The organism is Sphingomonas sp. Leaf208 (assembly GCF_001421415.1).
Lineage (GTDB): Bacteria > Pseudomonadota > Alphaproteobacteria > Sphingomonadales > Sphingomonadaceae > Sphingomonas.
Genome location: NZ_LMKH01000035.1, coordinates 159,165 through 184,850, shown reverse-complemented (window position 1 = coordinate 184,850; position 25,686 = coordinate 159,165). Strand labels below are relative to the sequence as shown.

General features: G+C 65.9%; 23 protein-coding genes. 14 read left to right on the top strand and 9 right to left on the bottom strand.

Annotated elements, in window-relative coordinates:
* Positions 1 to 24 precede the first annotated feature (24 nt).
* Together wrbA and ASE69_RS15890 are read right to left on the bottom strand one after the other, a co-directional pair.
* Positions 25 to 627, bottom strand: coding sequence for an NAD(P)H:quinone oxidoreductase (gene wrbA / locus ASE69_RS15895; protein WP_056064956.1), 603 nt, complete (start codon positions 625 to 627; stop codon positions 25 to 27).
* Between the two features lie 168 nt (positions 628 to 795).
* The gene (locus ASE69_RS15890) at positions 796 to 1,515 is read right to left on the bottom strand and encodes a pirin family protein (RefSeq protein WP_056488820.1); all 720 of its coding nucleotides are present in this window, start codon (positions 1,513 to 1,515) and stop codon (positions 796 to 798) included.
* 225 nt (positions 1,516 to 1,740) lie between these two features.
* Between ASE69_RS15890 and ASE69_RS15885 the strand changes: the two genes are divergently transcribed.
* From ASE69_RS15885 to ctrA, 4 genes are all read left to right on the top strand, one after another.
* On the top strand, positions 1,741 to 2,646 hold the full coding sequence (locus tag ASE69_RS15885) for a LysR family transcriptional regulator (protein ID WP_056488819.1): 906 nt from the start codon (positions 1,741 to 1,743) through the stop codon (positions 2,644 to 2,646).
* 249 nt (positions 2,647 to 2,895) lie between these two features.
* On the top strand, positions 2,896 to 4,614 hold the full coding sequence (gene mqo, locus ASE69_RS15880; protein ID WP_156362368.1) for a malate dehydrogenase (quinone): 1,719 nt from the start codon (positions 2,896 to 2,898) through the stop codon (positions 4,612 to 4,614).
* 365 nt (positions 4,615 to 4,979) lie between these two features.
* Positions 4,980 to 6,071 (top strand): AI-2E family transporter, encoded by a 1,092-nt coding sequence (locus ASE69_RS15875; RefSeq protein ID WP_056488799.1) that lies wholly within the window; start codon positions 4,980 to 4,982, stop codon positions 6,069 to 6,071.
* Positions 6,072 to 6,223: 152 nt separating this feature from the next.
* Positions 6,224 to 6,925 (top strand): response regulator transcription factor CtrA, encoded by a 702-nt coding sequence (gene ctrA, locus ASE69_RS15870; protein ID WP_056064964.1) that lies wholly within the window; start codon positions 6,224 to 6,226, stop codon positions 6,923 to 6,925.
* Positions 6,926 to 7,035: 110 nt separating this feature from the next.
* Here the strand turns inward: ctrA and ASE69_RS15865 are convergent, their stop codons facing one another.
* Positions 7,036 to 8,472 (bottom strand): phospholipase D-like domain-containing protein, encoded by a 1,437-nt coding sequence (locus ASE69_RS15865; RefSeq protein ID WP_056488783.1) that lies wholly within the window; start codon positions 8,470 to 8,472, stop codon positions 7,036 to 7,038.
* Positions 8,473 to 8,572: 100 nt separating this feature from the next.
* On the opposite strand from ASE69_RS15865, the gene dinB reads away from it, so the two are divergent.
* A complete protein-coding gene (gene dinB / locus ASE69_RS15860) occupies positions 8,573 to 9,658 on the top strand; it encodes a DNA polymerase IV (protein ID WP_056489422.1) in 1,086 nt (361 codons plus the stop codon).
* Between the two features lie 2 nt (positions 9,659 to 9,660).
* Here the strand turns inward: dinB and ASE69_RS15855 are convergent, their stop codons facing one another.
* The 3 genes from ASE69_RS15855 to ASE69_RS15845 form a co-directional block, all read right to left on the bottom strand.
* Complete coding sequence (locus ASE69_RS15855; RefSeq protein WP_235518862.1) at positions 9,661 to 11,511, bottom strand: sensor histidine kinase; 1,851 nt, start codon at positions 11,509 to 11,511, stop codon at positions 9,661 to 9,663.
* Complete coding sequence (locus tag ASE69_RS15850; protein WP_082453170.1) at positions 11,511 to 13,421, bottom strand: putative bifunctional diguanylate cyclase/phosphodiesterase; 1,911 nt, start codon at positions 13,419 to 13,421, stop codon at positions 11,511 to 11,513. The genes ASE69_RS15855 and ASE69_RS15850 overlap by 1 nt, the downstream gene beginning before the upstream one ends.
* Positions 13,422 to 13,508: 87 nt before the next feature.
* Complete coding sequence (locus tag ASE69_RS15845) at positions 13,509 to 14,423, bottom strand: ROK family protein (RefSeq protein ID WP_056488750.1); 915 nt, start codon at positions 14,421 to 14,423, stop codon at positions 13,509 to 13,511.
* Between the two features lie 165 nt (positions 14,424 to 14,588).
* Between ASE69_RS15845 and ASE69_RS15840 the strand changes: the two genes are divergently transcribed.
* Entirely contained in the window at positions 14,589 to 15,197 is a 609-nt protein-coding gene (locus ASE69_RS15840; protein WP_056488739.1) for a Dps family protein, read from the top strand.
* A gap of 80 nt (positions 15,198 to 15,277) precedes the next feature.
* Here the strand turns inward: ASE69_RS15840 and ASE69_RS15835 are convergent, their stop codons facing one another.
* Positions 15,278 to 15,958, bottom strand: coding sequence for a hypothetical protein (locus ASE69_RS15835; RefSeq protein WP_235518860.1), 681 nt, complete (start codon positions 15,956 to 15,958; stop codon positions 15,278 to 15,280).
* Positions 15,959 to 16,037: 79 nt separating this feature from the next.
* Here ASE69_RS15835 and ispH point away from each other — a divergent pair, with 79 nt between their 5' ends.
* From ispH to rnhA, 3 genes are read left to right on the top strand one after another with little or no spacing between them, the layout of a single operon-like run.
* On the top strand, positions 16,038 to 16,994 hold the full coding sequence (gene ispH, locus ASE69_RS15830) for a 4-hydroxy-3-methylbut-2-enyl diphosphate reductase (protein ID WP_056064973.1): 957 nt from the start codon (positions 16,038 to 16,040) through the stop codon (positions 16,992 to 16,994).
* Position 16,995: 1 nt separating this feature from the next.
* Positions 16,996 to 17,946: a homoserine kinase gene (thrB, locus tag ASE69_RS15825; RefSeq protein ID WP_056488736.1), complete on the top strand. Its 951-nt coding sequence runs from the start codon at positions 16,996 to 16,998 to the stop codon at positions 17,944 to 17,946.
* Positions 17,943 to 18,407: a ribonuclease HI gene (gene rnhA, locus ASE69_RS15820; RefSeq protein WP_056488733.1), complete on the top strand. Its 465-nt coding sequence runs from the start codon at positions 17,943 to 17,945 to the stop codon at positions 18,405 to 18,407. Before thrB ends, rnhA begins: the two co-directional genes overlap by 4 nt.
* 3 nt (positions 18,408 to 18,410) lie before the next feature.
* Here rnhA and ASE69_RS15815 read toward each other — a convergent pair whose 3' ends face one another.
* Positions 18,411 to 19,511: an NAD(P)/FAD-dependent oxidoreductase gene (locus tag ASE69_RS15815; RefSeq protein ID WP_268795505.1), complete on the bottom strand. Its 1,101-nt coding sequence runs from the start codon at positions 19,509 to 19,511 to the stop codon at positions 18,411 to 18,413.
* Positions 19,499 to 20,446 (bottom strand): alpha/beta fold hydrolase, encoded by a 948-nt coding sequence (locus ASE69_RS15810; RefSeq protein ID WP_056488730.1) that lies wholly within the window; start codon positions 20,444 to 20,446, stop codon positions 19,499 to 19,501. The genes ASE69_RS15815 and ASE69_RS15810 overlap by 13 nt, the downstream gene beginning before the upstream one ends.
* 79 nt (positions 20,447 to 20,525) lie before the next feature.
* Between ASE69_RS15810 and ASE69_RS15805 the strand changes: the two genes are divergently transcribed.
* Genes ASE69_RS15805 through ASE69_RS15785 form a run of 5 tightly spaced genes read left to right on the top strand, consistent with a single transcriptional unit; the run spans position 20,526 to position 25,670 of the window.
* Complete coding sequence (locus ASE69_RS15805) at positions 20,526 to 20,999, top strand: prepilin peptidase (RefSeq protein WP_056488727.1); 474 nt, start codon at positions 20,526 to 20,528, stop codon at positions 20,997 to 20,999.
* Positions 21,000 to 21,048: 49 nt separating this feature from the next.
* Entirely contained in the window at positions 21,049 to 22,086 is a 1,038-nt protein-coding gene (gene cpaB, locus ASE69_RS15800; protein ID WP_056488717.1) for a Flp pilus assembly protein CpaB, read from the top strand.
* A 1-nt stretch (position 22,087) separates the two neighbouring features.
* Positions 22,088 to 23,701 carry a type II and III secretion system protein family protein gene (locus ASE69_RS15795; protein ID WP_082453169.1) on the top strand — a complete coding sequence of 538 codons (1,614 nt, stop codon included), beginning with the start codon at positions 22,088 to 22,090 and terminating at the stop codon, positions 23,699 to 23,701.
* Positions 23,702 to 23,748: 47 nt separating this feature from the next.
* Positions 23,749 to 24,381, top strand: coding sequence for a CpaD family pilus assembly protein (locus ASE69_RS15790; protein ID WP_056488711.1), 633 nt, complete (start codon positions 23,749 to 23,751; stop codon positions 24,379 to 24,381).
* Positions 24,381 to 25,670, top strand: coding sequence for an AAA family ATPase (locus tag ASE69_RS15785; RefSeq protein WP_056488708.1), 1,290 nt, complete (start codon positions 24,381 to 24,383; stop codon positions 25,668 to 25,670). Before ASE69_RS15790 ends, ASE69_RS15785 begins: the two co-directional genes overlap by 1 nt.
* Positions 25,671 to 25,686: the final 16 nt, after the last annotated feature.

Below are 25,686 nucleotides of genomic sequence, written 5' to 3'. Positions count from 1 at the left end.
CCCAACCACCGAAGCCTCGGGGGATCAGCCCTTCAGCTTGGCCGCCGTCTCGGCGATCCGCTTGCCCTGGTAGCGCGCACCGTCGAGCTCGTCCTTGCTCGGCATGCGGCTGCCGTCGCCGTCAGAGATCGTCGTCGCGCCGTAGGGCGAGCCGCCCTTGACCGTGTCGACGCCCATCTGCGCCTGGAAGCCATAGTCGAGCCCGACGATCGTCATGCCGTGATGGATCAGGTTGGTGATGATCGAGAACAACGTCGTTTCCTGGCCGCCATGCTGGCTCGCGGTCGAGGTAAACGCACCGCCGACCTTGCCGATCAGCGCGCCCGAGAACCACTGGCCGCCGGTCGTATCCCAGAACTGCGCCATCTGCGCGGGCATCCGGCCGAAGCGGGTCGGCGCACCGACGATGATCGCGTCATACTGTTCGAGCGCGGCGGGGCCTTCGATCTCGGCATGCGCGGTGTCGGTCTTGAAGTGCGCCGCTTCGATCACCGCCTGCGGTGCGGTTTCGGCGACGCGGCGGATGTCCACCTCGGCCCCACCGGCGCGCGCGCCCTCGGCGACGGCATCCGCCATCTGCTCGATATGGCCGTAGGACGAGTAATAGAGAACGAGAACCTTGGTCATGGGCATTTCCTTCTTAAGGCTCCCCCTCCCGCAAGCGGGAGGGGGCTGGGGGGGTGGGCACCCGGCTTCATCAAGCGAGCCGGATCGAAGTGCGTATCTTCAACGATGGTCACGGCGGAGGTGAGCGCGAGCCCTCCCCGGACCCCTCCCGCAATCGGGAGGGGAGTTTTACTCCGAGTCTACCAGAACGATCTCGGCGTCCTCTTGAGCCGTGATCGTCACCGTCTGGCCGCCCAGCAGCGCCGCTCCGTCGCGCGCTCCAAAGGCTTCGTCGCCGATCGTGATCGCACCCGTCGCCGGCACCAGATACACATGGCGCCCCTCGCCGACCGCATAGTCGACGCTGTCGCCAGCCTTGAGCGTCGCCGCCAGCACCCGCGCATTCGCCCGGATCGGCAACGCATCGCCGTCACCCTCGAACCCGCTGGCCAGCGTCACGAACTGCCCCGAACGCTCGCCCTTCGGAAACGGCTTGGCACCCCAGCTCGGCGCGCCACCTTTGCGCGACGGCTCGATCCAGATCTGGAAGATCGTCGTCGTCTCGGGCTCGAGATTATACTCGGCATGCCGCACGCCGGTCCCCGCGCTCATCACCTGCACATCGCCAGCCTCAGTACGGCCCTTGTTGCCAAGCGAATCCTGGTGCGTGATCGCGCCGCTACGGACGTAGGTGATGATCTCCATGTCCTGATGCGGATGCGGCGGAAAGCCCGAGTTCGCGGCGATCTGGTCGTCGTTCCACACGCGGATCGCGCCCCAGCCCATCCGGGCGGGATCGTAATAGCTCGCGAACGAGAAATGATGCCGCGCATTCAGCCAGCCATGATCGGCATGGCCAAGGCTGTCGAAACTGCGGCGTTCAACTTTGGAAAGGGTCGTGGTCGTCATGATAGGTCTCCACTGGTTGACCCCAAGATAGGCGCTGCGATTACGCCGTAAATAGAAACGCTGGAAACCGATCGTTTCGGTTGGTAACGTGGCCTACTTACCCCCCTCCCTGAAAGGGAGGGGTTGGGGGTGGGTCGGCCGCTTGGCGAATGCGACGTTCCCTCGATAGCGACCCACCCCCAGCCCCTCCCTTCCAGGGAGGGGGGAAGATCTGGAGACCCCCACATGCGCCTGCCCGATCTCGAAGCCTGGGCGATCTTCGCCAGCGTCGTAGAGCACCGCTCGTTCAGCGCCGCCGCCGACGCGGTGGGGCTCAGCAAAGCGACCGTGTCGAAGGCGATCACCCGCCTCGAAGCACATCTCGGCCAGTCGCTTTTTCACCGCACCTCGCGCCGCCTCGCGCTCACCGAAGCCGGCAAGCCGCTCGCCGAGCACGCCGCACGCATCCTCGCCGAAGCCCGCGCCGCCGAAGAGTCCGCGCACGACGCCGCCAGCGCGCATACCGGCCGCGTCCGCCTCGCCGCCCCGATGAGCTTCGGCGTCACCAACGTCGCACCGATCCTCGCCGAGTTCCTCGTCGCGCACCCGGGAATCGAGGTCGATTTCCACCTTTCCGATGCACGAGTCGACATCGTCGCGGAAGGCTTCGACGTCGCGCTGCGGATCGCCGAACTCCCCGACAGCTCGCTTCGCGCCCGCCGCTTGTGCAGCATCCAGGCGCACACCGTCGCCGCACCCAGCTACCTCGCGAAGCACGGCACCCCGACGCATCCGGCCCAGCTCGGCGAGCACCAGCTGGTCGGCTATTCGAACGTCGTCGGCCCGTGGCGCTTCCACGGCCCCGGCGGCGCCGACGTCTCGGTCCGCCTGCAAGGCCAGCTCACCGCCAACAGCGGCGAAGCGATCGTCCCCGCGCTGATCGCCGGGCTCGGCATCGCTCGCCTGCCCGACTTCATCGTCGACCCGCATATCGCGTCCGGCGCACTCGTCATCATCCTGGAGGACTGGGCGCCCGCAAAGATCGGCCTCCATCTTCTCACCCCGCCAAGCCCCCTCCGCCCGGCGCGCGTCGAGGCACTGATAGACTTCCTCGCAGCACGCCTCCGCGATCCGAACGCAGGGCAAGCATAAAGCGGCGACCTTGCGCAAAACCGGGCCGGATGCCATGTAAGAGGCTGGATAGACGCTCGAGTTTGCACCCCAGCGCGATCCCAACGACACCCGATACCGGGATGAGGACTTTGAGCAGCGGCCGCGCTCAGTCGGTAGTACGTGTATCGATTTACGTGATTTCCGCGTGGCTGACCCGATAATCCGGTTATGGATTCTCGTCGTCTTCGGCCTGTGTCGGGACAGCGGACCATGCCGAAACGAAAAGGCATGACCATGCGGCCAGACGCTAACGACACGATCTCCCCAGAAACCAAGACCGGCGTGACCCGCCGCAACCTGCTCGGCTCGGCGATCGTCGCCGGCGGTGCAGCGGCGCTGCCGATCGCACACGCCGACGCTGCGACCACCGAGCGCACCGTCGACGTCCTGCTGATCGGCGGCGGCATCATGAGCGCGACGCTCGCCGTCCTGCTCCGCGAGCTCGAGCCGACCTGGACGATCGAGATGGTCGAACGTCTCGACAAGGTCGCTGACGAGAGCTCCAACGGCTGGAACAACGCCGGCACCGGCCACTCCGCGCTGTGCGAACTCAACTACACGCCGGTCAACAAAGCCGACGGCAAGGTCGAGATCGCCAAGGCGGTCGAGATCAACGAACAGTTCCAGGTCACGCGCCAGTTCCTCAGCCACCAGGTCGATACCGGCATCCTCGCCAACCCGCGCTCGTTCATCAATTCGACGCCGCACATGAACCTGGTGTGGGGCGATGCCAACGTCGCCTTCCTGCAAAAGCGCCACGCCGCGCTCCAGGCGAGCCCGCTCTTCTCCGGCATGGAATTCACCACCGACCCGAAACAGATCTCGCAGTGGGTGCCGGTGATGATGGAGGGCCGCGCGCCCGGCACGAAGCTCGCCGCGACGCGCTCGCCGCTCGGCACCGATTGCGACTGGGGCGAGGTCACGCGCCAGTACATCGGCTCGCTCGCCAAGCAGGACAATTTCACGCTGACCACGGGGCATGAGGTCCGCTCGCTCGAACGCGAGACGATCGGCGGCAAGAAGGCGCGCTGGCGTGTCACCGCACGCGACATGAAGACCGACGAGAAGCAGGTGATCAAGGCACGCTTCGTGTTCGCGGGCGCCGGCGGCGGTGCGCTGCCGATCCTCCAGAAGTCCGGCATTCCCGAGGCCGACGATTATGCCGGCTTCCCGGTCGGCGGCTCGTTCCTCGTCGCGGACAAGCCCGAAATCACGCACCGCCATCTCGCCAAGGTCTACGGCAAGGCGGCGGTCGGCTCGCCGCCGATGTCCGTGCCGCATCTCGACACGCGGTTCCTCGACGGCAAGCAGGCGCTGTTGTTCGGCCCGTTCGCGACCTTCTCGACCAAGTTCCTCAAGGAAGGCTCGTATTTCGATCTTCCGGCGTCGGTCACGCTCGACAATTTCCGGCCGATGCTCGCGGTCGGCTGGGACGATTTCGACCTCGTCGAATATCTCGCGGGCCAGCTCATCATGTCGGACAGCGACCGGATGGATGCCCTGCGCGAGTATTTCCCGGGTGCGAAGGACGGCGACTGGCGCCTGTGGCAGGCGGGCCAGCGCGTCCAGATCATCAAGCGCGATCCGGAAAAGGGCGGCGTGCTGCGGCTCGGCACCGAGATCGTCGCGTCGAAGGACGGCTCGATCGCCGCGCTGCTCGGCGCCTCGCCGGGCGCCTCGACCGCACCATCGATCATGCTCAACCTGCTGAAGAAGGTGTTCCCGAACCACCTCGCCACCGCCGGATGGCAGGCGAAGATCCGCAAGATCGTGCCGACCTACGGCGTGATGCTCAACGAGACCCCCGACGTCCTCGCCGAGCATTGGGCATCAACCGCGGACACGCTGCAACTCGCGATCCCCTCGCCCACGGTCGGCGTCGCAGCCGGCCCACGCCCCGCGGCCATGCGCGTAAAGCCAGACCGCAGCCCCGACCTCGCGCTGTAATCTATACCAAACCCCACCTCACGATCCTCCCCCGCCAGGGGGAGGTGTCGCCGAAGGTGACGGAGGGGGAGGACACGGAACGGCGGTCGTCGCCTGCCGCCCCCTCCGTCTGGCAAGCGCCAGCCACCTCCCCCTGGCGGGGGAGGATCAGCGAGTGTCGTTTCCGGAACGTACCTTAAGTCCTTGGAACGGCTGTCCTACGCTGCGACGATCTGCCACGGTCGCAAGATGATCGCCCCGCCACCCTCGCAAAACCACCACCGATCCAGCCACGGAACGGCCGCAAAAGCCCGAAGTGCACACTCCGCGCAAACCGCGCCAGCGTGTGCACTTTGTGAACTTCCGGCTTTTCGGCGGGCCGCAGCATGAACCGCCTGGCCCCCGATGCAGACGATTCGCGCTTCATCCGTCGCGTCATCCTGACCATCGTAATCGTCGCGGTCGTCGCCGCACTCTACAAGGCGGGCGACCTCCTCATCCTCGCCTTCGGATCGATGCTCGGCGCGATCGTCATCCACGCGATCGCCGATCTCTACCGCGACCATCTCCGCGTTCCACGCAAGCCCGCGCTCGGCCTCGGCATCGCCACCGTGCTCGGCATCATCGCGTTCCTCGTCTGGCTGTTCGGCGTGCAGTTCCGCAGCCAGGTCAACGTCCTGATCGCGCAGACGCCCGCGCTGCTCGACCAACTCGCCGCGTATCTCTCGCAAAGCGCGGTCGGCGCGAAGCTCGTCGATGCGGTGCAGCAGGCCTATGCCGGGTCGAAGGTCGCGCAGGACGTCGGCGGACTCGTGACGGGCGCGGGCGAACTCGTGCTCAACTGCCTGTTGCTGCTGGTCGGCGCGCTGTTCTTTGCTGCCGATCCCAAGGTGTACGAACGCGGCTTCCTCTTGCTGATCCCGCGCTCGAAGCGTGCCGCGGTCGAGGATGCGCTGTTCGACGTCGGCTCGACGCTGCGGCTGTGGCTCGGCTCGTCGCTGATCCTGATGACGACGATGGGAATCCTGGTCGGCATCGGGCTCTGGTTGTCGGGCGTCCCCAGCGCCGCCGCGCTCGGCCTGCTCGCCGGGTTGTCGGAATTCATTCCGTACATCGGACCCACCGCGGCGATGATCCCCGCGCTCGGGCTCGCCGCGACGCAGGGCACCTCGTCGATCGTCGGCACGCTCGTCACCTATGCGGTCGTGCGGCTCGTACAGACCAATTTCATCACGCCGTACGTGCAGAACCGCGTGATCTCGATCCCGCCCGCGATCACGGTTTTCGCAATCATCGGCATCGGTACGATCTTCGGCCTGTTCGGCTTGTTCTTTTCAGCAGCGCTGCTGGTGGTGATCTTCACGCTCGTCCGCAGCCTGTATCTGCGCGAGGTTCTCGGGGAGGATATCCCCAAGACGGTCCACCGGACGTTGCTCGGCCCCGACCTGACGCCGAGCCCTCCGGCCGAAGATTTGTAAAGAATTCAACTGCTCGGCGATGATCCGACCGATTCGTCGCGTCAACCTTAGTTCGAAATTAACCTTTTGCCTTCAGATGTTGTGTGGTTAATGAATGGAAGTCGAGCTGCTGACATGGGGTGTCGGGCGGTCTCGCGAACAGGGGACGACGCATGCGAGTGCTGCTGATCGAGGACGAGCCGACGACGGCCAAGGCTATCGAGCTGATGCTGACGACCGAAGGGTTCAACGTCTACATCACCGATCTCGGGGAAGAAGGCCTCGATCTGGGCAAGCTGTATGATTACGACATCATCCTGCTCGACCTCAACCTGCCCGACATGCACGGTTACGACGTGCTCAAGCGCCTGCGCGTCGCCCGTGTCGCGACGCCGGTGCTGATCCTGTCGGGCGTCAACGAGATGGACTCGAAGGTCCGCAGCTTCGGCTTCGGCGCCGACGACTATGTCACCAAGCCGTTCCACCGCGAGGAACTGATCGCGCGCATCCACGCCGTCGTCCGTCGCTCGAAGGGGCACAGCCAGTCGGTCATCCGCACCGGCAAGCTGGCAGTCAATCTCGATGCCAAGACGGTCGAGGTCAACGGCAGCCGCGTTCACCTGACCGGCAAGGAATATGCGATGCTGGAGCTGCTTTCGCTCCGCAAGGGCACGACCTTGACCAAGGAAATGTTCCTCAATCACCTCTACGGCGGGATGGACGAGCCCGAGCTGAAGATCATCGACGTCTTCATCTGCAAGCTCCGCAAGAAGCTCAGCCTCGCCTGCGACGGCGAGAATTACATCGAGACGGTCTGGGGTCGCGGCTACGTGCTGCGCGAGCCCGACGAAGTGCTCGAATCCCAGGTCGCGTAACTCCCCAGTTTTCGGGAGCACGAAGGCCGCGGCATCGGGGGGTGCCGCGGCCTTTCCTATTTTGGGGTTCCAAATCCTCCCCCGCCAGGGGGAGGATACTGAAATCCGCCCTAAGCCTTACGCCGCCACCGCCGGAACAGCCCCCGCTTGCTGAGCGACTCGAACATTTCCCCCGGCCCTTCCGGATCGAGCACTTCGTTATCCGCCAACCAAGCCTCGACTGCAGTCAGATCGGGCACCTCGTAACACCGCAGCGTCTTGCTCAAGCCGACCCGCTCCTGCCGCAACCGCTCGATAGTCTCGATCAACGACCCAGTCTCGGCGATCATCGCACTGACCACCTCGACCGCGACGCCCAGATGCTCCGCCATCAACCCATCCCGGATCGCCGCAATCGCCGCAATCGCCGTGTCGGCAGCCCGGATCGCCAGGTCGCACTCGGTATCGAGCCGCAGCGACCGATTGTTGACGTTGGAAGACCCCAACCGAAACACGTCGTCGTCCGCGATCAGGATCTTGGCATGGCAATAGATCGGCGCGCCGTCCTTGGTATACGGATGATACATCCGTAGCCGCCCGTGCGTGTCGCGCCGGTGCAGCGCCTCCATCAACCGCGCCCGCGCGGTGTCCATCGCGAGTGGCTCCAGCCACCCCTGCGCTACGGTCGGGTTGATGATGACGATCTCCGGCCCATCCGCCTCGTCGAGCCGCCTCGCCACCGCTTCCGCCACTTTCCGCGACGCGAAATACTGGCTCTCGATATACAGACGCTTCTTCGCGCGAGCGATCTGCCCGAGGAACAGCGCCTCGCTCTCGTACACCGGCTCTTGGTCCGACATCTCCGGCTCGGTCCGCGCGATGCCCACGTCGGCGTCGTGGAAATCGACCGCCAGCCCCTCGGGCCAGAACGTCCCGCCCGGCACGCCCGCCGCCATCGGCTTGCCGCCCGCCAGTCGCCAGCGCCGGCGGAACAGCTCGCCCAGCGCGTGCGCAACCGGGCCCTGCACCGCGCTGATCGCGTCGTGCCACGGCTTGTACGGCTTGCCCGACGGCTGGACGCGGTGCGGATCGCCGTCGCGGTGCTCGCGCGTGTCCCAGCGGTCGCCGGTCATGTCGATCCCGCCGCAGAACGCCAGCGCATCGTCGATGATGACGATCTTCTGGTGATGCGACGCCGCGGTCGGATGATGCCCGTCGAGCTTGGTATGGATCCGCTTGTGGCGCATCCACTTGATCATCGTGAACAGCGTCGACCCGCGGAACAGCGACTTGATCGCCCCGGTATCCCAGCGCAGCACGTAAATCTCAAGGTCGGGTTCGCGCTCGACCAGCCAGTGCATGAACGCGCCCAGGGTCTTGGGTTCGCCGGGTCGATCGACGCCCGGCTCGAGCGAAATACGCGCATCGAAGTCCCAGCCGATCAGCAGGATGCGGCGCTTCGCTCCCAGCATCGCGACGCGCGCCGTCCGGAAATAGTCCGCCGCATCGACGATCACCGCCATCCGCTCGGCACGTTCGATCCGCCAGCACTCCGTCCCAACCTGCATCGGTATCCCTTCGTCCGTTGCCGAGTGATATGCGTGGCGCGCGGTTTGGTTGCGTGAATGCCCTGTATCGGCGCGTCCCGCCGCCCTATCTGGGATGACGATGGCCGCTCCTCCTACCCAGCCGCCGGTGCAGCGCAAGGTGATCCATGTCGACATGGACGCCTTCTATGCGTCGGTCGAACAGCGCGACGATCCCTCGCTGAAGGGCCGCCCGGTGGCAGTCGGAGGGTCGCGTGCGCGGGGCGTCGTGGCCGCCGCAAGCTACGAGGCACGCGCGTTCGGCGTGCGCAGCGCGATGCCGTCGGTCACGGCGATCCGAAAATGTCCCGACCTCGTGTTCGTGCCCCCCCGGTTCGACGTGTACCGCGAAGTCTCGGACCGGATCCGCGCGATCTTCGCCGACTATACCGACCTGATCGAGCCGCTGTCGCTCGACGAGGCGTATCTCGACGTGACCGAGGATATCCGCGGGCTCGGCACGGCAGCCGCGATCGCGGAGGAAATCCGCGCGCGGATCAAGGCGGATACCGGCCTCACCGCATCCGCCGGTGTGAGCTACAACAAGTTCATCGCCAAGCTCGCCTCGGACCAGAACAAGCCCGACGGCATCTGCATCATCACGCCGAAGCGCGGTGCGGCGTTCGTCCAGTCGCTGCCGGTCAAGCGCTTCCACGGTGTCGGGCCGGTGACCGCGCAGAAGATGGAACGGCTCGGCATCCTCACCGGCGCGGACCTCTACGGCATGACGCTCGCGTTCCTCCAGGCGCATTTCGGCAGCTATGCGGATTATCTCTACGGCGCCGCGCGCGGCATCGATCACCGGCCCGTGCGCGTCAACCGAGCCGCCAAGTCGGCCGGGGCGGAGCGGACGTTCGAGACGAACCTGACGACCGCGGAGGATCTGCGCGCGGCGTTGCACCGGGTGGCGGATGCGGCATGGGTGCGGATCGAACGGCACGGCACGCGCGGTCGCACGGTCACGCTCAAGCTGCGCCACGCGGACTTCCGCACGATCACGCGCGCACGATCGTCGCAGGCGCCGGTCACGGACAAGACCGCATTCCTCTCGGCAGGCCTCGACCTGCTCATGGCGCAATTGCCCGTACCAGACGGCGTGCGCCTGCTCGGGCTGACGTTGTCGGGCATCATGGGAGAAGACGACGAAATACAGCCCAGCCTGTTGTAGGCTCAACTGGCGTCGGCGACCCCTGCATCGGGCGCCAGCAGCGTCAGGATCGCAACGGCGCCGTGCCCCGGCCCCTCGCTCTCCAGACGCAGCGAACCCTGCATCGCGTTCACCGAATTGGCGCACCAGTGCAGCCCTAGCCCGCCCGACTTGTGTGCGCGCGTGGAGAAGCCCCGGTGGAACAGCGTCGCCGCGACCTCGGGCGTGATCCCCTCGCCATCGTCGCGAATCTCGATCGTTACGCGGCCATCGCCCTGCTCGATGGCGGTAACGATCGATCCGCTGCCCGTTCCCCGCGCGACGATAGATTCGGCTGCATTGGCGAACAGATTGCCGATCACCTGGCTCAGGATCAGCCGGTTCGCCATGACCAGTTTGGGTCCCGCGGGAAATCCGAACGCGATCGAAGCGCCGTCGAGGTAACGGACGATCGTCGCATTGCGCGCGATGATCGCGGTGACGTCGCATATCTCCAGCGCCGGACGTTCGTGCGCGCCCTGCTGCTGCTGGCCGATGATCTCCAGAACATGCCCCATCGCCTCACGGCCAATGCTGAGTTCGTGACGGGTGGATTCACGGTTGGCGGCGTCCGCGTCGACCGCTGCGGTGACGAACGCGGCAAGTTTCTGGCGGCGTTCGTCGGAAACATCGCCTCGCGCGAGTTCCTCGATCGCTCGGTCGAGCGTGGCGCGGTCGATCGGCGGCACCTGCGCGATCTCGCGACTGAGGATCGTGCTGATCGGGTTTAGCGCGTTGCGGACGTTGTGCATCACCGCCACCGCGCTTTCGCTCCGTCCGAGATCGAACGACTGCACGCCGATCTGTTCGCGCAGATCCTTCAATTGCTGCAACATCGCGTTGAAGTTGCGCCCGAGCGAACCGATCTCGTCGCGCCGTTCATCCTCTTCGAGCAACGTGAGCGATCCCGACGCGCGAACCCGCCGCATATGGTTCTCGATGCGCAGCAACGGACGCAGAACGAGTTGCGCAATGAGGCGACGCAGCACGATGAGCACGAACAGCAGAAGCACGATCGATCCTGCGATCGCAAACACCAGCACGCGCCTGCCCAGCCGCGTTGCATCACTTGGCACGGCGAACCGAACCATGGCCACGGCGCGTCCGTCGGCGCCGATCAGTGGCACGGCAATTGGCGCTCTCGACCCTCGATAGGTCGCCACCCCCGAACTGCTGGAACCGACATCTAACGTCGCATCGACACCCAAAGCGTCGGAAATCTGCTTGGCGGTTATCAAGCGTGCGACCGCGATATAACCCTGCCCGGTATCCGCGCCGCTCGCCCCCCCCATTCGCGCGACACCTATCGCTGCGACACTATTCCCCAGCCGCGTATAGAACCGCGCCGAACGACGCCGGCCAAGCACGTGCGCGAAGTCCTCGCGATCGAGCAAATCATTCCATTGTTGCGACGAGGTCGAACCCGGCGATCCGTTCCAGCGCGCACGAGCAATACGGCCGTTTGCTGCGATCTCGGCAACGCCATCGGCAGGGAGCGATCGCGTCGCAGGCGTAGCGCGACTACCGGGCGCAAGTCGCGTCCCGGATAGCCCCGCTACATCGCGGCGGTCACGCGCTTCCGCCTGGACCCCGGCAGCGTATTTGGACAGCATCGCGCGCGTCCGTTCGACCTGCCCGGCGATCGCCGCGTCCTCCAGCTTGGTAAAGCTTGGCGTGATGATCGACGCCAGCAACACCGTGATCGCGACCGTTCCACACAGCGCGACGCCCGTCATGATCAGCACGAGTTTCGCACCAAGCGACGCAGGCCGCCGCATCTTGCCGAATTGCCGGCCGAGCGTCGCCGGAACGCGACCCATGCCGACCGTCGGCACTAGTTCAGCATTCCATTGCCCAATTGCCGCGGTGCCGTCGGTCCGTCACCCGCCACATCGTCTTCGCCGCCGAGATAGCGCGCGTTTGCCATGCCGAGTGCGACATCCGCGGCAACCGGGCGCGAGTAGAAATAGCCCTGGAAGTGGCTCGCTCCAGCCAGCTTGAGCGCCTGGACCTGCGCGTCGGTCTCGACGCCTTCCGCAATCACGCCCAGCCCCAGCGCGCGACCGAGATGGATGATCGAATGCACGATCGCCGCGCTTTCGCGCTCCCGGCCCATACCATCGATGAACGAACGGTCGATCTTCAGGCAATCGAGCGCGAACTTGCGGATGTTGTACAGGCTCGAATACCCCGTCCCGAAATCGTCTAGCGCGATCCGAAACCCCATCTGGCGCAGCTTGTAGAGCGTTTCCGCAGCGCGTTCGGCATCGTCGAAGATCGCGGTCTCGGTAATCTCGATCTGCAATCGCGCAGGCTCGATTCCGGCGCGCTCGACGCTCTCCATGATGTGCCCGACGAAATTGTGACGGCGAAACTGGCGCGGCGAGAAATTGACCGAGACATACTGGCCGGGCCATTGCTTCAGGACGTCGAGTGCCTCGCCCAGCACCCAGTCGCCCAGTTCGTGGATCAGGTTCGATTCCTCGGCGATCGGAATGAACGTGCTCGGGCTCATCGCGCCATATTCGTCGGTGTTCCAACGGATGAGCGCCTCGAAACCGATCACCTCGACCGCGTCGCGCGATACGATCGGTTGATAGACCAAACTCAGCTCGCCCTTCGCAATCGCCTGGCTCAGCCCACCCTCGACTCGCCGGCGAAAACGGATGCCTTCGTCCATGCTCTCGTCGAACAGGCGGACGATCCCTCGCCCACCACGCTTGGCGTCGTTGAGCGCGAGATCGGACCGTCGCATGACGTCGACCGGATCGCGGCCCTGCCCGCCTTCGCTGACGACCACGCCCGCCGACGCGCCGCCCTGCACCGAATTGCCGAACACCTGCAGGCTGACCGAGCACGCCGCGACGACTCGCTCGCATGCCATGACACCCGCCGCCTCGCCGGACGTCTCGAACAAGATGCCGAACTCGTCGCCGCCGAGCCGGGCCACCAATGCTCCCTCCGGCGCCGATCGTTGCAGGATCGCGCAGATCTCACGGATCAGCGCGTCGCCCGCCAGATGGCCGAGCGTGTCGTTGACCAGCTTGAACCGATCCAGATCGACCATCACCGTCGCGAACAGTCCCGCCGCGCGCGTTCGTTCGGCCAGCGCGCGCAGGAACGCGAGCCGGTTCGGCGCATCGGTCAGCGAATCATGCGTTGCCATATGAACCGCGCGACTCTCGTTCGCGGCTAATTCGGCACCCTGCTGTTCGAGTTGAACAACCTGCGCGGCCAACGTGACGCGGGCCGCCTTCAGTTCGCGATCGATTTCCCACCGTTTCGCAAGCGCCGTCGCAGTCTGCGTTACCTCGGCGACCTCGAACGGCTTGGCGATGTAGAAGATCTTGTCGGCGGGTCCGGCGACCTTGCTGATCTCGATCGGCGAGAAATCGGAAAAGCCGGTGACGATGACGAGGTTGATCTCCGGGTCGAGCGCCCGGATGCGCTGCGCCGTCTCGCGCCCGTCGATACCGGGTGGCATGCGGATATCGATGAACGCAACTGCGAAAGGTTCGCCATCCGCCAAGGCGCGCGCGACGTCCGCGACCGCGTCCAGCCCTTGATGCGCATGCGTCAGCGCGAAGCCGGCGATGTCCCCGCGGCGGAGCTCACTGGCGTTCCCGCCAAACAGGTCCGCCGCCATCGCGCCGAGCGCCTCGCCGCTCTCCGATCGCTGACCGGCGAAGCTGCGCCGGTAGCTGTCATGCATCGCTGGCTCGTCGTCCACGATCAGAATGCGCATCGATACAGTTCCTCACTGGCCACCGCATCCGTGCCTTGCGGTACGCCAAGTGCCTTCATCGTTACGAAGGATAGTAACCTAAAGCAGTTAAGACGCTGTGAACGATGTTTGTAACTTATGTCCAAGTGCTTGAGCACCCAGCACGATTGCGCCAAGCGGCCCGGCGTTGTTGCCTAACGCGGGCGGCACGATGAACGTGTCGACCAGCGCGACCTCGGGCAGCGTGATGTACCCGCCGAGGCTGCGCGTCATTGCTGCACGAACCCGCGGGAACAGGTGCGATGCCCCCATCACGCCACCGCCCATGACGATGCGGCGCGGGATGCCGGTGAGCACAAGCGTATGGCAGAGCTGCCCGAGCGCATCGGCGACGTTATCCCAAACCGGATGCTCCGCAGGCGCTTCGTCGGCGGGAAATCCGATCCGTGCCGCAATGGCCGGTCCCGCGACCAGTCCCTCGATGCACGCGCCGTGGAATGGGCAATTGCCGATCCAGTCGTCACCCTGGAACCGAGCGGGGCGGATATGCCCGAGTTCGGAGTGCGTGAGGCCATCGACCGGACGGTTGCCCGCGATCATGCCGGCGCCGACCCCGGTGCCGACCGTGACATAGGCGATGTCCGGCAGGCCCTTCGCCGCCCCCCAGAATGCTTCGGCCAGCGCCGCGCCGACCACGTCGCTATGGAAGCCCGTGGGCACGCCGTAACGTCGGCTCAGCCGTCCCGCGATGTCGGTCCCGGCCCAGCCCGGCTTGGGCGTCGAGGTGATATGGCCGTAATCGCCCGAATGGCGATCGATCGAAACCGGCCCGAAGCTCGCGATACCGATCGCCACGAACCCGCTCCAGCGATCGAGTACCGCCTCGATCGCGGCCAGCGTTTCTTCGGGGCGGGTCGTCGGGATCCGCACGGTTTCCTCGATCTGGTCGGGTCCGCGCGCAAGAATGCAGATGCATTTGGTGCCGCCAAGTTCGATACCTGCGACCAGCGGTGCTTCCGTCATCCTCAACTCCCAACACGTTTACCGCGCCCGCTTCCTTCGCCGACGCCGTCCAGTCAAGAGCAGGTCGGTTCTGACGATCACGCTGAACGAGGATTTGATCTGCTGTCGATCCGTCCGTTCGTGCGTTATGCCGGTCGAGTTCACCCGAACAGACAGGAATTCCGAATGGCAAAGAAACCCGCGAAGCTGATCAAGGCGGACACCGATGTTTCGGTCGAGGCACAGCCACAGTACAAGGTCGAATATCGCGAGATCCAGCCTTATGGGACGCTGAAGAAACTCCCGATCGCACTTGAGGACAATGCCCGCGCCCAGAGCGTCGCGACGCTGAACCAGGTGCTCGCGGACACGATGACGATCCGCGACATGTACAAGAAGCATCACTGGCAGATGTCGGGCGCAACGTTTTACCAACTGCATCTGCTGCTCGACAAGCATTACGAAGAGCAGGCAGCACTCGTCGATCTCATCGCCGAACGCATCATGGCGCTTGGCGGTATCTCGATCGCGATGTCGCACGATGTCGCGGAGATGACGACCATCCCCCGCCCGCCCAAGGGTCGCGAAGACGTCCCCACGCAGCTCGCGCGCCTGCTCGAGGCGCATGAGATCATCCTTCGTCAGGCCCATGAAGGCGCCGAAGCTGCCGACGAATCGGGCGACGACGGCACCAACGATCTGCTGGTGAGCAACATCATCCGCACGCACGAGCCGCAGGTGTGGTTCCTGGCGGAACACCTCGCCGCGACCGAACTGGTCCGCAGCGACAAGTAAGATTACGGCCCCCTCTTCATGCGAAGAGGGGGCCGTACTTTCGTTCCGGCAATGCCGTGGGCGATAGCCGCGCGAGGTGTTTAGCGCGTGGCGTTATACTTCAACTGATCGTCGGTCAGCTGGAACCCGACCAGCGCCTCGAAGCTCGCACGCAGCACGGCCTGGCGAACTTCCGGCGTGCTCAGCGGATCGACCGCAGCGTCCTGATCGCCTGCCTTTCGCTTGCGGGTCAGCTTTTCCCGAACGTCTTCCGGCAAGGTGGCCGCAGCCCGCGATACCGTTGCCGTCGTCGTGGCCGACGCCGATGCCAGCGCCTGTCCGGCGGCGAAGTGCAACGTCACACGGCCGATGCGCTTCGCGACGACCGCGCTGCCGCCACGCACGACGGTGATGAAATACGGCAACGTCACGTCGCGCGCCGCCTCGGTGCGCGTCCGGCGGGCGCGGATGTCGAACGTCACGTTGGTCACGACCTGATCCGTCGCATCCGCGCAGGTCGATCGGACGTTGGTCATGAAGCCGGCGACGTCGATCGCCGACTGGTCGCGGCTGGTGACCGGATCGAACAGCGTGATGTCGCCGGTCGCTGCCGGGATCGCCACGGGCGGGCAGACCGAACGGACTGCGGAAATGCCGCCGGTCGCATCGACTTCGCCCTTGCCGGCGCACCCGCTCAACAAGATCGCACACGCAGAAACGGCTAGGATAGGGGCTTTCACGGCGACGCTTACCTTCTCGAACGAGCGAAAGGGCCACCGCATGTCGCAAGCGGCCCCTGTCGCGGCGCACCATAGGAACCGGCTATCGTCCAGGCAAGCAATCGCGTAGAGGCGTGGCATCATGAGCCCAATCGACAAGCCGCCGCTCGAACTGTTGATCGCAGCACCCCGAGGCTTTTGCGCAGGCGTCGACCGCGCGATCCGGATCGTCGAACTGGCGATCGAGAAACACGGGGCGCCGGTCTACGTCCGCCACGAGATCGTCCACAACAAGTTCGTCGTCGACACGCTGAAGGCACAGGGCGCGATCTTCGTCGAGGAGCTTGACGAGGTGCCCGATGGCGCGCCGGTCGTGTTCTCCGCGCACGGCGTGCCCAAGTCGGTGCCGCTCGATGCGCAGAATCGCGGGCTCGAATATCTCGACGCGACCTGCCCTCTGGTGTCGAAGGTGCACCGCCAGGCCGAGCGTCTGGTCGCGCAGGGGCGGCATATCGTGTTCATCGGCCATGCCGGGCATCCCGAGGTGATCGGCACGTTCGGGCAGGTGCCGGCGGGCGCGATGTCGCTGATCGAGACGGTCGAGGACGCCGAGGTGTTCATGCCGATCGATCATACCAACCTCGCCTTCCTGACGCAGACGACGCTGTCGGTCGACGATACCGCCGCCGTGGTGGCGACGTTGCAGCGCCGCTTCCCTCAGATGTTGCCGCCGCGTGGCGAGGACATCTGCTACGCGACGTCGAACCGCCAGACCGCGGTCAAGGCGATCGCGCACAGCGTCGATGCGGTGCTGGTGATCGGCGCGCCGAACTCGTCCAACTCGGTGCGGCTGGTCGAGGTCGCCGAGCGCGAGGGTACGCCGGCGATGCTGATCCAGCGTGCCAGCGAGCTCGACTGGGACTTTCTCGCCGGTGTCGGCACGCTGGGGATCACGGCTGGCGCATCGGCCCCCGAATTGCTGGTCCGCGAACTGGTCGACCGGCTGTCGGAGCGTTTCACGGTGTCGGAGCGCGAGGTCGAGACGAACCGCGAGACGATCGCGTTCAAGCTGCCACGCGGACTGGAGGCAGCCGCCTAGCATGGCGGTCTACACGCAGGTGTCGGCGGAGGCGCTGGGCGCGTTCCTCGCGCGGTACGATCGGGGCGAACTCCTGTCCGCCAAGGGCATCGCGGAGGGCGTGCAGAACAGCAACTACCTCGTCGAGACGACCGCCGGCCGCTTCATCCTGACGCTGTACGAGGAACGGACGTCGACCGACGACCTGCCGTTCTTCCTCGACATGCTCGATCATCTCGCGGCCGACGGCAATCCCGTACCGCGGGCATTGCCCGATCGTGACGGCGTGGCAATCCAGCAGCTCGCCGGACGATCGGCATGCCTGATCGAGTTTCTGACCGGCGTTTCGGTATCGTATCCAACCGCGGCGCAGGCGTATGCGGCGGGTGCGGCGATGGGGCAGATGCACACGAGCCTCGCCGGGTTCGACCAAGTCCGCCCCAACCCGCTCGGCGCGGATACGTGGCGACCGTTCCTAGAGCGCTGCGGCCGCGACATCGACACGATCGAACCGGGGCTGTTCTACCGGACCGAGGCGGCATTGACGGCGGTCCTGGCGGAATGGCCGCGCGACCTGCCGATGGCAGCGGTCCATTCGGACCTGTTCCCCGACAACGTGCTGATGCTCGGCGACCGCGTGACCGGGGTGATCGACTTCTATTTCGCCTGCACCGACGTCCGCGCCTATGATCTGGCGGTGATGCACACGTCGTGGGCGTTCGACGGCAATGGCGAGAATTACGACCCGGCGATCGGCAAGGCGTTGATCGACGGCTATGCCAGCCGCTTTCCGTTGTCCGACGCCGAGCGCGCCGCGCTGCCGATCCTGGCGCGGGGGGCATGCCTGCGGTTCCTGCTGACGCGCGCGTGGGACTGGCTCAACACGCCAGCCGATGCGCTGGTGACGCGCAAGGATCCGCTCGCCTATTGGCGGCGGCTCGAGACGTATCGCAAGGACGATCTATTCGCATGACTGACGAAGCTTCCGTTTCCATCACCAAGGTCGAGATCTTCACCGATGGCGCGTGCAAGGGCAATCCGGGGCCCGGCGGCTGGGGCGCGGTGATCCGCATGGGCGCACACGAGAAGGAATTATCGGGCGGCGAGACGCCGACGACCAACAACCGGATGGAGATGACCGCGGCGATCGAGGCGCTCAATGCGCTGACCCGGCCGTGCGCGGTGACGCTGTACACCGACAGCAAATACGTCATGGACGGCCTCACCAAGTGGGTGAAGGGATGGCAGCGCAATGGCTGGAAGACCGCCGATAAGAGGCCGGTGAAGAACGCCGAGCTGTGGCACGCGCTGCTGGCGGCGGTGGCGCGACACAAGATCGAGTGGCAGTGGGTCAAGGGTCACGCCGGCCACGCGGAAAACGAACGCGCCGACAAGCTGGCGAGCGATGCCGCGGTCGCTGCCGGGCGTAAGTAGAAGCTAGAACCGCTCGGGCGAATACCGTGCGGCGTCGATTGCTGCGACCGCGGGGTCCGGACTGACGCCGAGCAGCAGGCTGGCGGCGAGCAACGCAGCCGCGGGGGCGGTCTGGATGCCGAAGCCGCCCTGCCCGGCGCACCAGAAGAAGCCGGGCACGTCGTGGTCGAACCCGTAGATCGGCAGGCGATCGGGCGCGAACGTGCGCAGGCCCGCCCAGCGTCGCTCGACCGCCGCGACTCGCCAGTCGACGACCTGCTCGAACCGATCGATCGCGATCGCGACGTCGATCTCCTCAGGGGCGGCGTCGCACGGGTCCGTCGGCGTCTCGTCGTGCGGGCTGAGCCACAACCGACCGCCGGGCTCGGGCTTGAAATAGAAGCGACCGCCGAGATCGGCGACATGCGGCATCCCGTCGGACGCGCCGGGATCGGTGCGGAGTTGCACCATCGTCCGACGATACGCCTGCAAGCCGAGCGGGCGCACGCCGGCACGCGTTGCGATCGTATCCGCCCAGGCCCCGGCAGCGTTGACGATCGTCCGCGCCCGGAACGCGCCGGCCTTCGTCTCGATCGTCCATATCCCGTCGGCACGGGCCGCCCCCGCAAACGCCGCATCGGTGACGAAGACCGCACCGGCGCGGCGCGCCGTGGCAATACTTTCGGCATGAAGCGCGGCAACGTCGATATAGGCACAGGTCGCCTCCTGTACGCCGAGCGTCCATTCGGAACGCAGTCCGGGCACGAAAGCAGCAGGATCGACCCGGTCCAGACGCACCTCGCTATCGGCAAACTCGGCAAGGAACGTGTCCATCGCCGCCTCGTCCTCAGCGCGGCCGATATGCAGCGAACCGAGCGGCGCAAGATGGCCGGCTGCACGCAGCAACGGGCCGGATGCCGTGGTCAGAGGCTGGATATCCGGCCCGCCGTAAGTTTCTGACCAGAACGCAGCCGATCGCCCCGTCGCGTGATAGCCCGGCGCGTCCTCCGCCTCCAGGACGAGCACCCGCGCCTGCGACCCGATCGCCGCGGCCAAGCTCGCCCCCGCCATGCCCGCGCCGACGATCGCGATGTCGTATACGCCCGTCACCGTCAGGCCACGCACGCAGCCAGGAACGAATCGATCGCCGACAGCGCCCGATCTCGCACCCCATCCGCCTCGCGCAGGATTTCGTGCGCGGACTTGGGACCGAAGCGAACGACCTGCGCATTAGGCAGCCGCGCCGCGAGCCGGAGCGCCGCGCGCGGACCGACCAACTTGTCGGCCTCTGCGATCAGCATCAGTACGGGTGTCGTGATCGATTCGACCCGCCCATCGGTGGCGAGCGTCGCTGCGCCTGCAAACCCTTCGGCGAGCCATGCCCAACTCGGCGGCCCCAGCACAAGTTCGGGATGCGCCGCCTGCCACCATCCCTCGTCGCTGTAGCGATCGGCGTCGTGCGTCAAAAGCGACTGGCGCGAGGCGACCGATCCCGGCCGCTCGTTCCTGCGCCATGCCGCGCGCGCCGGGTCACCGCGACCGGCAATCCACCGCGCAATCGTTGCGCTGAACGCCGCGCCGAACGGCCCCCTCAACCCGATCATCGGCGCGACCAGGATCGCCGCATCGGGCTGGATCGACCGATCGGCAAGCGCGCGCATCACCATCATCCCGCCCATCGAATGGCCGAGTATAACGCTTGGCAGGCCGTGGCCCGCGTCCTCCGCGGTCCAATCCGACCAGAACGCCGCGAGGTCGGCATCGAACACCCGGTAGTCGCTCGCATGGCCGACATGCGGGTCGCTCGACAAACGCCCGGACCCGCCCTGCCCGCGCCAGTCGAACGCCGTCACCGACCAACCCGATGCATGCAGATGCGCGAACGTCTCGAGATACTTCTCGAAAATATCGCCGCGCCCCGTCTGGAACAGCATTCGCCCTCGTGGCGTCTGCGCAGGCCAGTCGAATCGGCGCAGCTTCCAGCCGTCGGGCGCGGTCCAATAGCCGATGCGCGCCTTGTCCGGAATCGTCCGACGCACGGCTGCCGGATCGATCGTCATGCGCAAACCCGTGGCATCATTCGAAATTCCTCCAAGCACGGTTACTTTTTCGAAAGCCATGTCCGTTAGGGACTAGCCGATGGGATGGAACATTGCTCTTCCAATTTTGATTCTGGTGCTCGGCGGCCTGCTGGTCTCGGCGGGTATCCAGGATGCGCGGACGCGGGAGATCGCGAACTGGAAGACCGCGGCGGTCGCTCTGCTGGCGCCGCTGTGGTGGTATGCGAACGGCCTCGATCCGTGGCCCGACATGGCGCTGCAGATCGGCGTCGCGCTCATCGTCTTCGCGCTGTTCCTGCTTGCCTTCCACTTCGGCATGATGGGCGGCGGCGACGTTAAGCTGATCGTCGCGCTCTCGCTGTGGCTGCCGTTCCCGGCGTTCCTGTCGATGCTGATGGTGATGTCGATCGTCGGCGGCCTCGTCACGCTCGTCATGATAATCGAGCATCGCGCCAAGAAGAACGCCGGACAGATCGAGGTCCCTTACGGCGTAGCAATAGCAATCGCCGGTCTTCTCGCGCTGCGCGAACCACTCCTTAACCAGTTTCAGTGATGATTAACGTCGAAATACATTCGCGGCGCCTGAAAGGCACGATCTAGTCATGGATACACGCAAGATCATTTTGCTGGTCGGCGCGCTTATAGTCGCAGCCGTCACGGCCTTCTTCGCCCGAACGCTGATCGCCGGCAGTTCGGCGCCGCAAGCTGGCGCGACCGCCATCGCCGCGCCGGTCATCGACGGCCCCGAAGTGTTGGTCGCAACCCGCTCGCTCCCGGTCGGCACGATCCTCGACGCCACGGCGCTGAAGTTCCAGCCCTGGCCGAAGGAGCTGGTCGACAACGCCTATTACCTTCGCGACAAGACCGACCTGAAATCGCTGCAGGGCACGGTGGTGCGCAGCATCATCACCGCCGGACAGCCGGTGACGCAGGGTGCCCTCGTGAAGCCCGGCGATCGCGGGTTCCTCGCCGCGGCACTCGGGCCCGGGATGCGCGCGGTCACCGTCCCCGTCTCGGCACAGGCCGCGGTCGCCGGGTTCGTGTTTCCCGGCGATCGAATCGACCTCGTGCTGACGCAGGCGGTCAGGGGCGGTGGCGATGGCGATCCGTTAAAGGTGTCCGAGACGATCATGCGCAACATCCGCGTGCTCGCGACCGATCAGCGGACCGACAATCTGGTCGGCGCGGACGGCAAGACCGAGGTCAAGACGTTCTCCAACGTGACGATCGAGGCGACGCCGAAGATGGCCGAACAGGTCGCGCTCGCGCAGACGCTCGGCTCGCTGTCGCTGTCGCTTCGGTCGATCGCCGACAATTCGGCCGAACTCGAGGAAGCGATCGCGTCCGGCGCGGTGAAGGTGCCCGACGGTACCGATCCGAAGGCGGAGAAGGCGATGTTGGTGCGTGTCGCGAGCCAGCCGAGCTCCGGCGCGGGTAGCTATCAGACCGGCGCCGACGTCTCGCGGTACCAGCGCAGCACGGTGCCTGGCAAAGCATCCAGCGGCGAAGACGGTCGTCCTATGCCGATGATGAGTGCGCCGCAGTCCGGTGGCGGGGCACCGGTCGTGGTGCAGGGCCCGGCCGTACGGGTCGCCCGCGGCAATGCGGTGACCATGGTTCCGGTCGGGGGGAAGAATTAAGATGCGTATCGCCATGACGCGCCCAGTCGGACGGCAGATGGGTTGGCCGCTCGCGGTCGCCCTTGCCGCCGCCACCGCCGCACCATCCGTCCCCGCGCTCGCCCAACATGCCCAGCGGGCTCAGGCTCGTACGCAGGCCGCCCCCTCGGGACTGCCCGTCGTCCAGGTCAACACCGGTCGCGGACGTCTCGTCACGCTGGCGCGGCCGATGAGCGACCTGTTCGTCGCCGACGACACCATCGCCGACGTTCAGGTCCGCTCGCCGACGCAGCTCTACGTGTTCGGCAAGAAGACCGGCGAGACGACGATCTCGGCAACCGCGAAGGGCGGCGGCGTCGTCTACGCCTCGACCATCCGCGTCGGCAACAACCTTGATTCGGTGCAGCAGATGCTCGGGCTCGCGATGCCCGAGGCACAGGTCGTCGCGACGCCGATGAACGGGCTGATCCTGCTCACGGGTACGGTCGCTGCACCCGAGGATGCCGCGGAAGCCGAGCGACTGGTACAGGCGTTCGTCGGTGATTCGACAAAGGTCCTGTCGCGACTGAAGACGGCGACGCCTCTGCAGGTAAACCTCCAGGTACGCATTGCCGAGGTCACCCGCTCGTTCGTAAAAAACATCGGCGTAAACATTCAATCGTTCGATGGAACTGGCGGTTTCAAGTTCGGCTTGGGGCAAGGACGCGACGCCCCGCTATATTCGCCCCGCGGTGGAATGTTCGTCGGCGGCACAACGCCGACAGCAGGTACTACTGGCATAGCCAAGACCGCCATCGGATCGACGTTCGGTCTGGCAGGCAAGTTGCTCGGTGTTGATCTCCTCGGCGCGATCGATTTGGGCGAGACCCTCGGGCAGGTGACGACACTCGCCAACCCGAACCTGACCGCGCTGTCGGGCGAGACGGGCACGTTCCTCGCAGGCGGCGAGATACCGATCCCGCTGGCGCAGGCGCTCGGCACGATATCGGTCGAGTACAAGCAATACGGCATCAGCCTCGCCTACACGCCCACGGTCTTGTCGGACGGTCGGATTTCGCTTCGGGTACGGCCCGAAGTGTCGCAACTCGATTACGCCAACGCGATCACCCTCAGCGGCACGCGCGTACCCGGCCTCACGACGCGTCGTACCGAGACGACGGTCGAACTCGGCTCGGGCCAGAGCATGATGATCAGCGGACTGCTGTCGAACAACAACAACAACAGCTACGACAAGACGCCGGGCCTTTCGAACCTGCCGATCATCGGCGCGCTGTTCCGCTCGAACGCGTTCCAGCGCAACGAGACCGAACTCGTGATCGTCATCACGCCGTATCTGGTGAAGCCGGTCAACAACGCCAGCGACATCGCGCTGCCGACCGATGGCGCGCGCGCACCGACCGATATCGATCGCGTGCTGCTGGGAACGCTCAGCGCCACCGGCGGCGGCAAGCGGCCTGTGCCGACGATCGCGCGGCCTTCCTATGTTCCCCCGGCGATCGGTGCCGCCGCCCCGGTCATGCCGATGCCGCATAGCGACGTCCGCCGCAGCGAGGACGATATCGCCGCGCGCCCTGCCAACGGGAATGGCGCCAAGACCAAGAAGGGCGCCGTGCCCGCGCCAGGTTTCTCGAATTGAGCCGGCCCCTGCTCCGCTGCTCGCGAACACCGCATCAAGGATTTCCGATGATCACCAAGTCGATCCTGTTAGCGTCCCTCGTCCCCGCGCTGCTGCTCGGCGGGTGCATGGGTACCGAGAATCGCGGTCTTGAATCGATCCACCAACCGGTCGTGAGCCGCTCCGACTATGCGCTAGATCTCGGCGTGTCTGGCGGTGCCCTGGCGTCGGGCGAACAGCAACGGCTTGCCGGCTGGATGAACGCGATGCGGCTTGGTTATGGCGACCGCGTAGCCATCGACGATCCCGCGGGCGAAGGCCCCGCCGCGCACGGCGACGTTGCCGCGGTGGTCGCGAGCTATGGCCTGTTGCTGAGCGACGACGCGCCGGTCACCCCGGCTTCGGTCACGCCGGGATCGATTCGGGTGGTCGTCAGCCGGATGCGCGCGCAGGTGCCGCACTGCCCGGACTGGTCGCGCAACGCGACCAACGAGTTCGAATCCAACACGTCGTCCAACTTCGGCTGCGCGATCAACAGCAACCTGGCGGCGATGATCGCCAATCCGGCCGACCTGGTTCGCGGCAAGGAAGGGGCGGAGACCACCGATACCGCCGCCTCGTACAAGGCGATCGACACGTACCGCAAGAAAGCGCCGACCGGTGCCGGTTCGCTCGCCGCAGCCACGCCGGGAGGCAAGTGATGAACGCTCCGTGGAAGCCCGCTGGCGCCGCCAGTCGCGATCCCTTCACCGCCTATGTCTGTGACGAGACGACCGCGGCGGCACTGCGCCCGATCGCGACCGAACTCGGCTGGTCGGTCGACAAGATCTACAAGGGCGGACTGCGCAACGCGATCCAGTCGCTGTCGGTTGCCGCATCACCGCAGATCCTGTTCGTCGATCTCGCCGAGTCGGGCGATCCGCTGAACGACATCCACGCGCTCGCCGAAGTCTGCGAGCCCGGCACGGTGGTGATCGCCGCGGGCCAGGTCAACGACGTCCGCCTGTACCGTGACCTCGTCGCGAGCGGGATTCAGGATTACCTGCTGAAACCGCTCCATCCCGACATGCTGCGCGAGGCGTTCGTCCATGCGCAGATGATGCTCAATGCACCGAAGCCCGTCGACCTGTCGCCGGAGCGTCCGCATTGTTCGGTCGGCGTGATCGGCACGCGCGGTGGCGTCGGCGCGTCGACCATCGCGACCTCGATCGCGTGGTTGCTCGCTGACAAGGAGAAGCGCTCAACCGCACTGCTCGACCTCGACGTGCATTTCGGCACGGGGGCGCTCAGCCTCGATCTCGAACCCGGCCGCGGCCTTACCGACGCGATCGAGAACCCGAGCCGCATCGACGGGCTGTTCATCGAACGCGCGATGGTCAAGGCGACGGAGAACCTGTCGGTGCTCAGCGCGGAGGCCCCGATCAGCTCGCCGGTGGTCACCGACGGCTCCGCCTTCTACCAGTTGCAGGAGGAGATGCGCGCGGCGTTCGAATGCACCGTTGTCGACCTGCCGCGGGCGATGATGATCCAGCACCCGCATCTGATCAGCGACGTGAAGCTCGCGGTGATCGTCACCGACCTGACGCTGGCGGCTGCGCGCGACACGATCCGGATCCTGTCGTGGTTGAAGACGAATGCCCCGCAGATCGAGCTGTTCGTGGTCGCCAACCGTGTGCACACCGGCGGCCAGCTCGAGATCAGCCGCAAGGATTTCGAGGGCTCGATCGAGCGCAAGATCGATTATCTCGTCCCGTTCGACCAGAAGCTCGCGGCGCAGTCGGCCAAGCTCGGCAAGCCGATCGTCGAGGTCGGCAAGACCAGCAAGACGATCGCGCCGATCGTCGCGCTCGCCAGCGCGCTTGCCGCGGCGGTCGCGGACTGCGGCATCGACGGTGCCAAGGCGTCTCGGGGCCGGTCGCTGATGGGCAAGTTCGGCGAACTCCGCGGGCTGATGACCAAGCGCACGCTGAAGCCGGCAAAAGCGAAATGATCGCTTATGATCACGC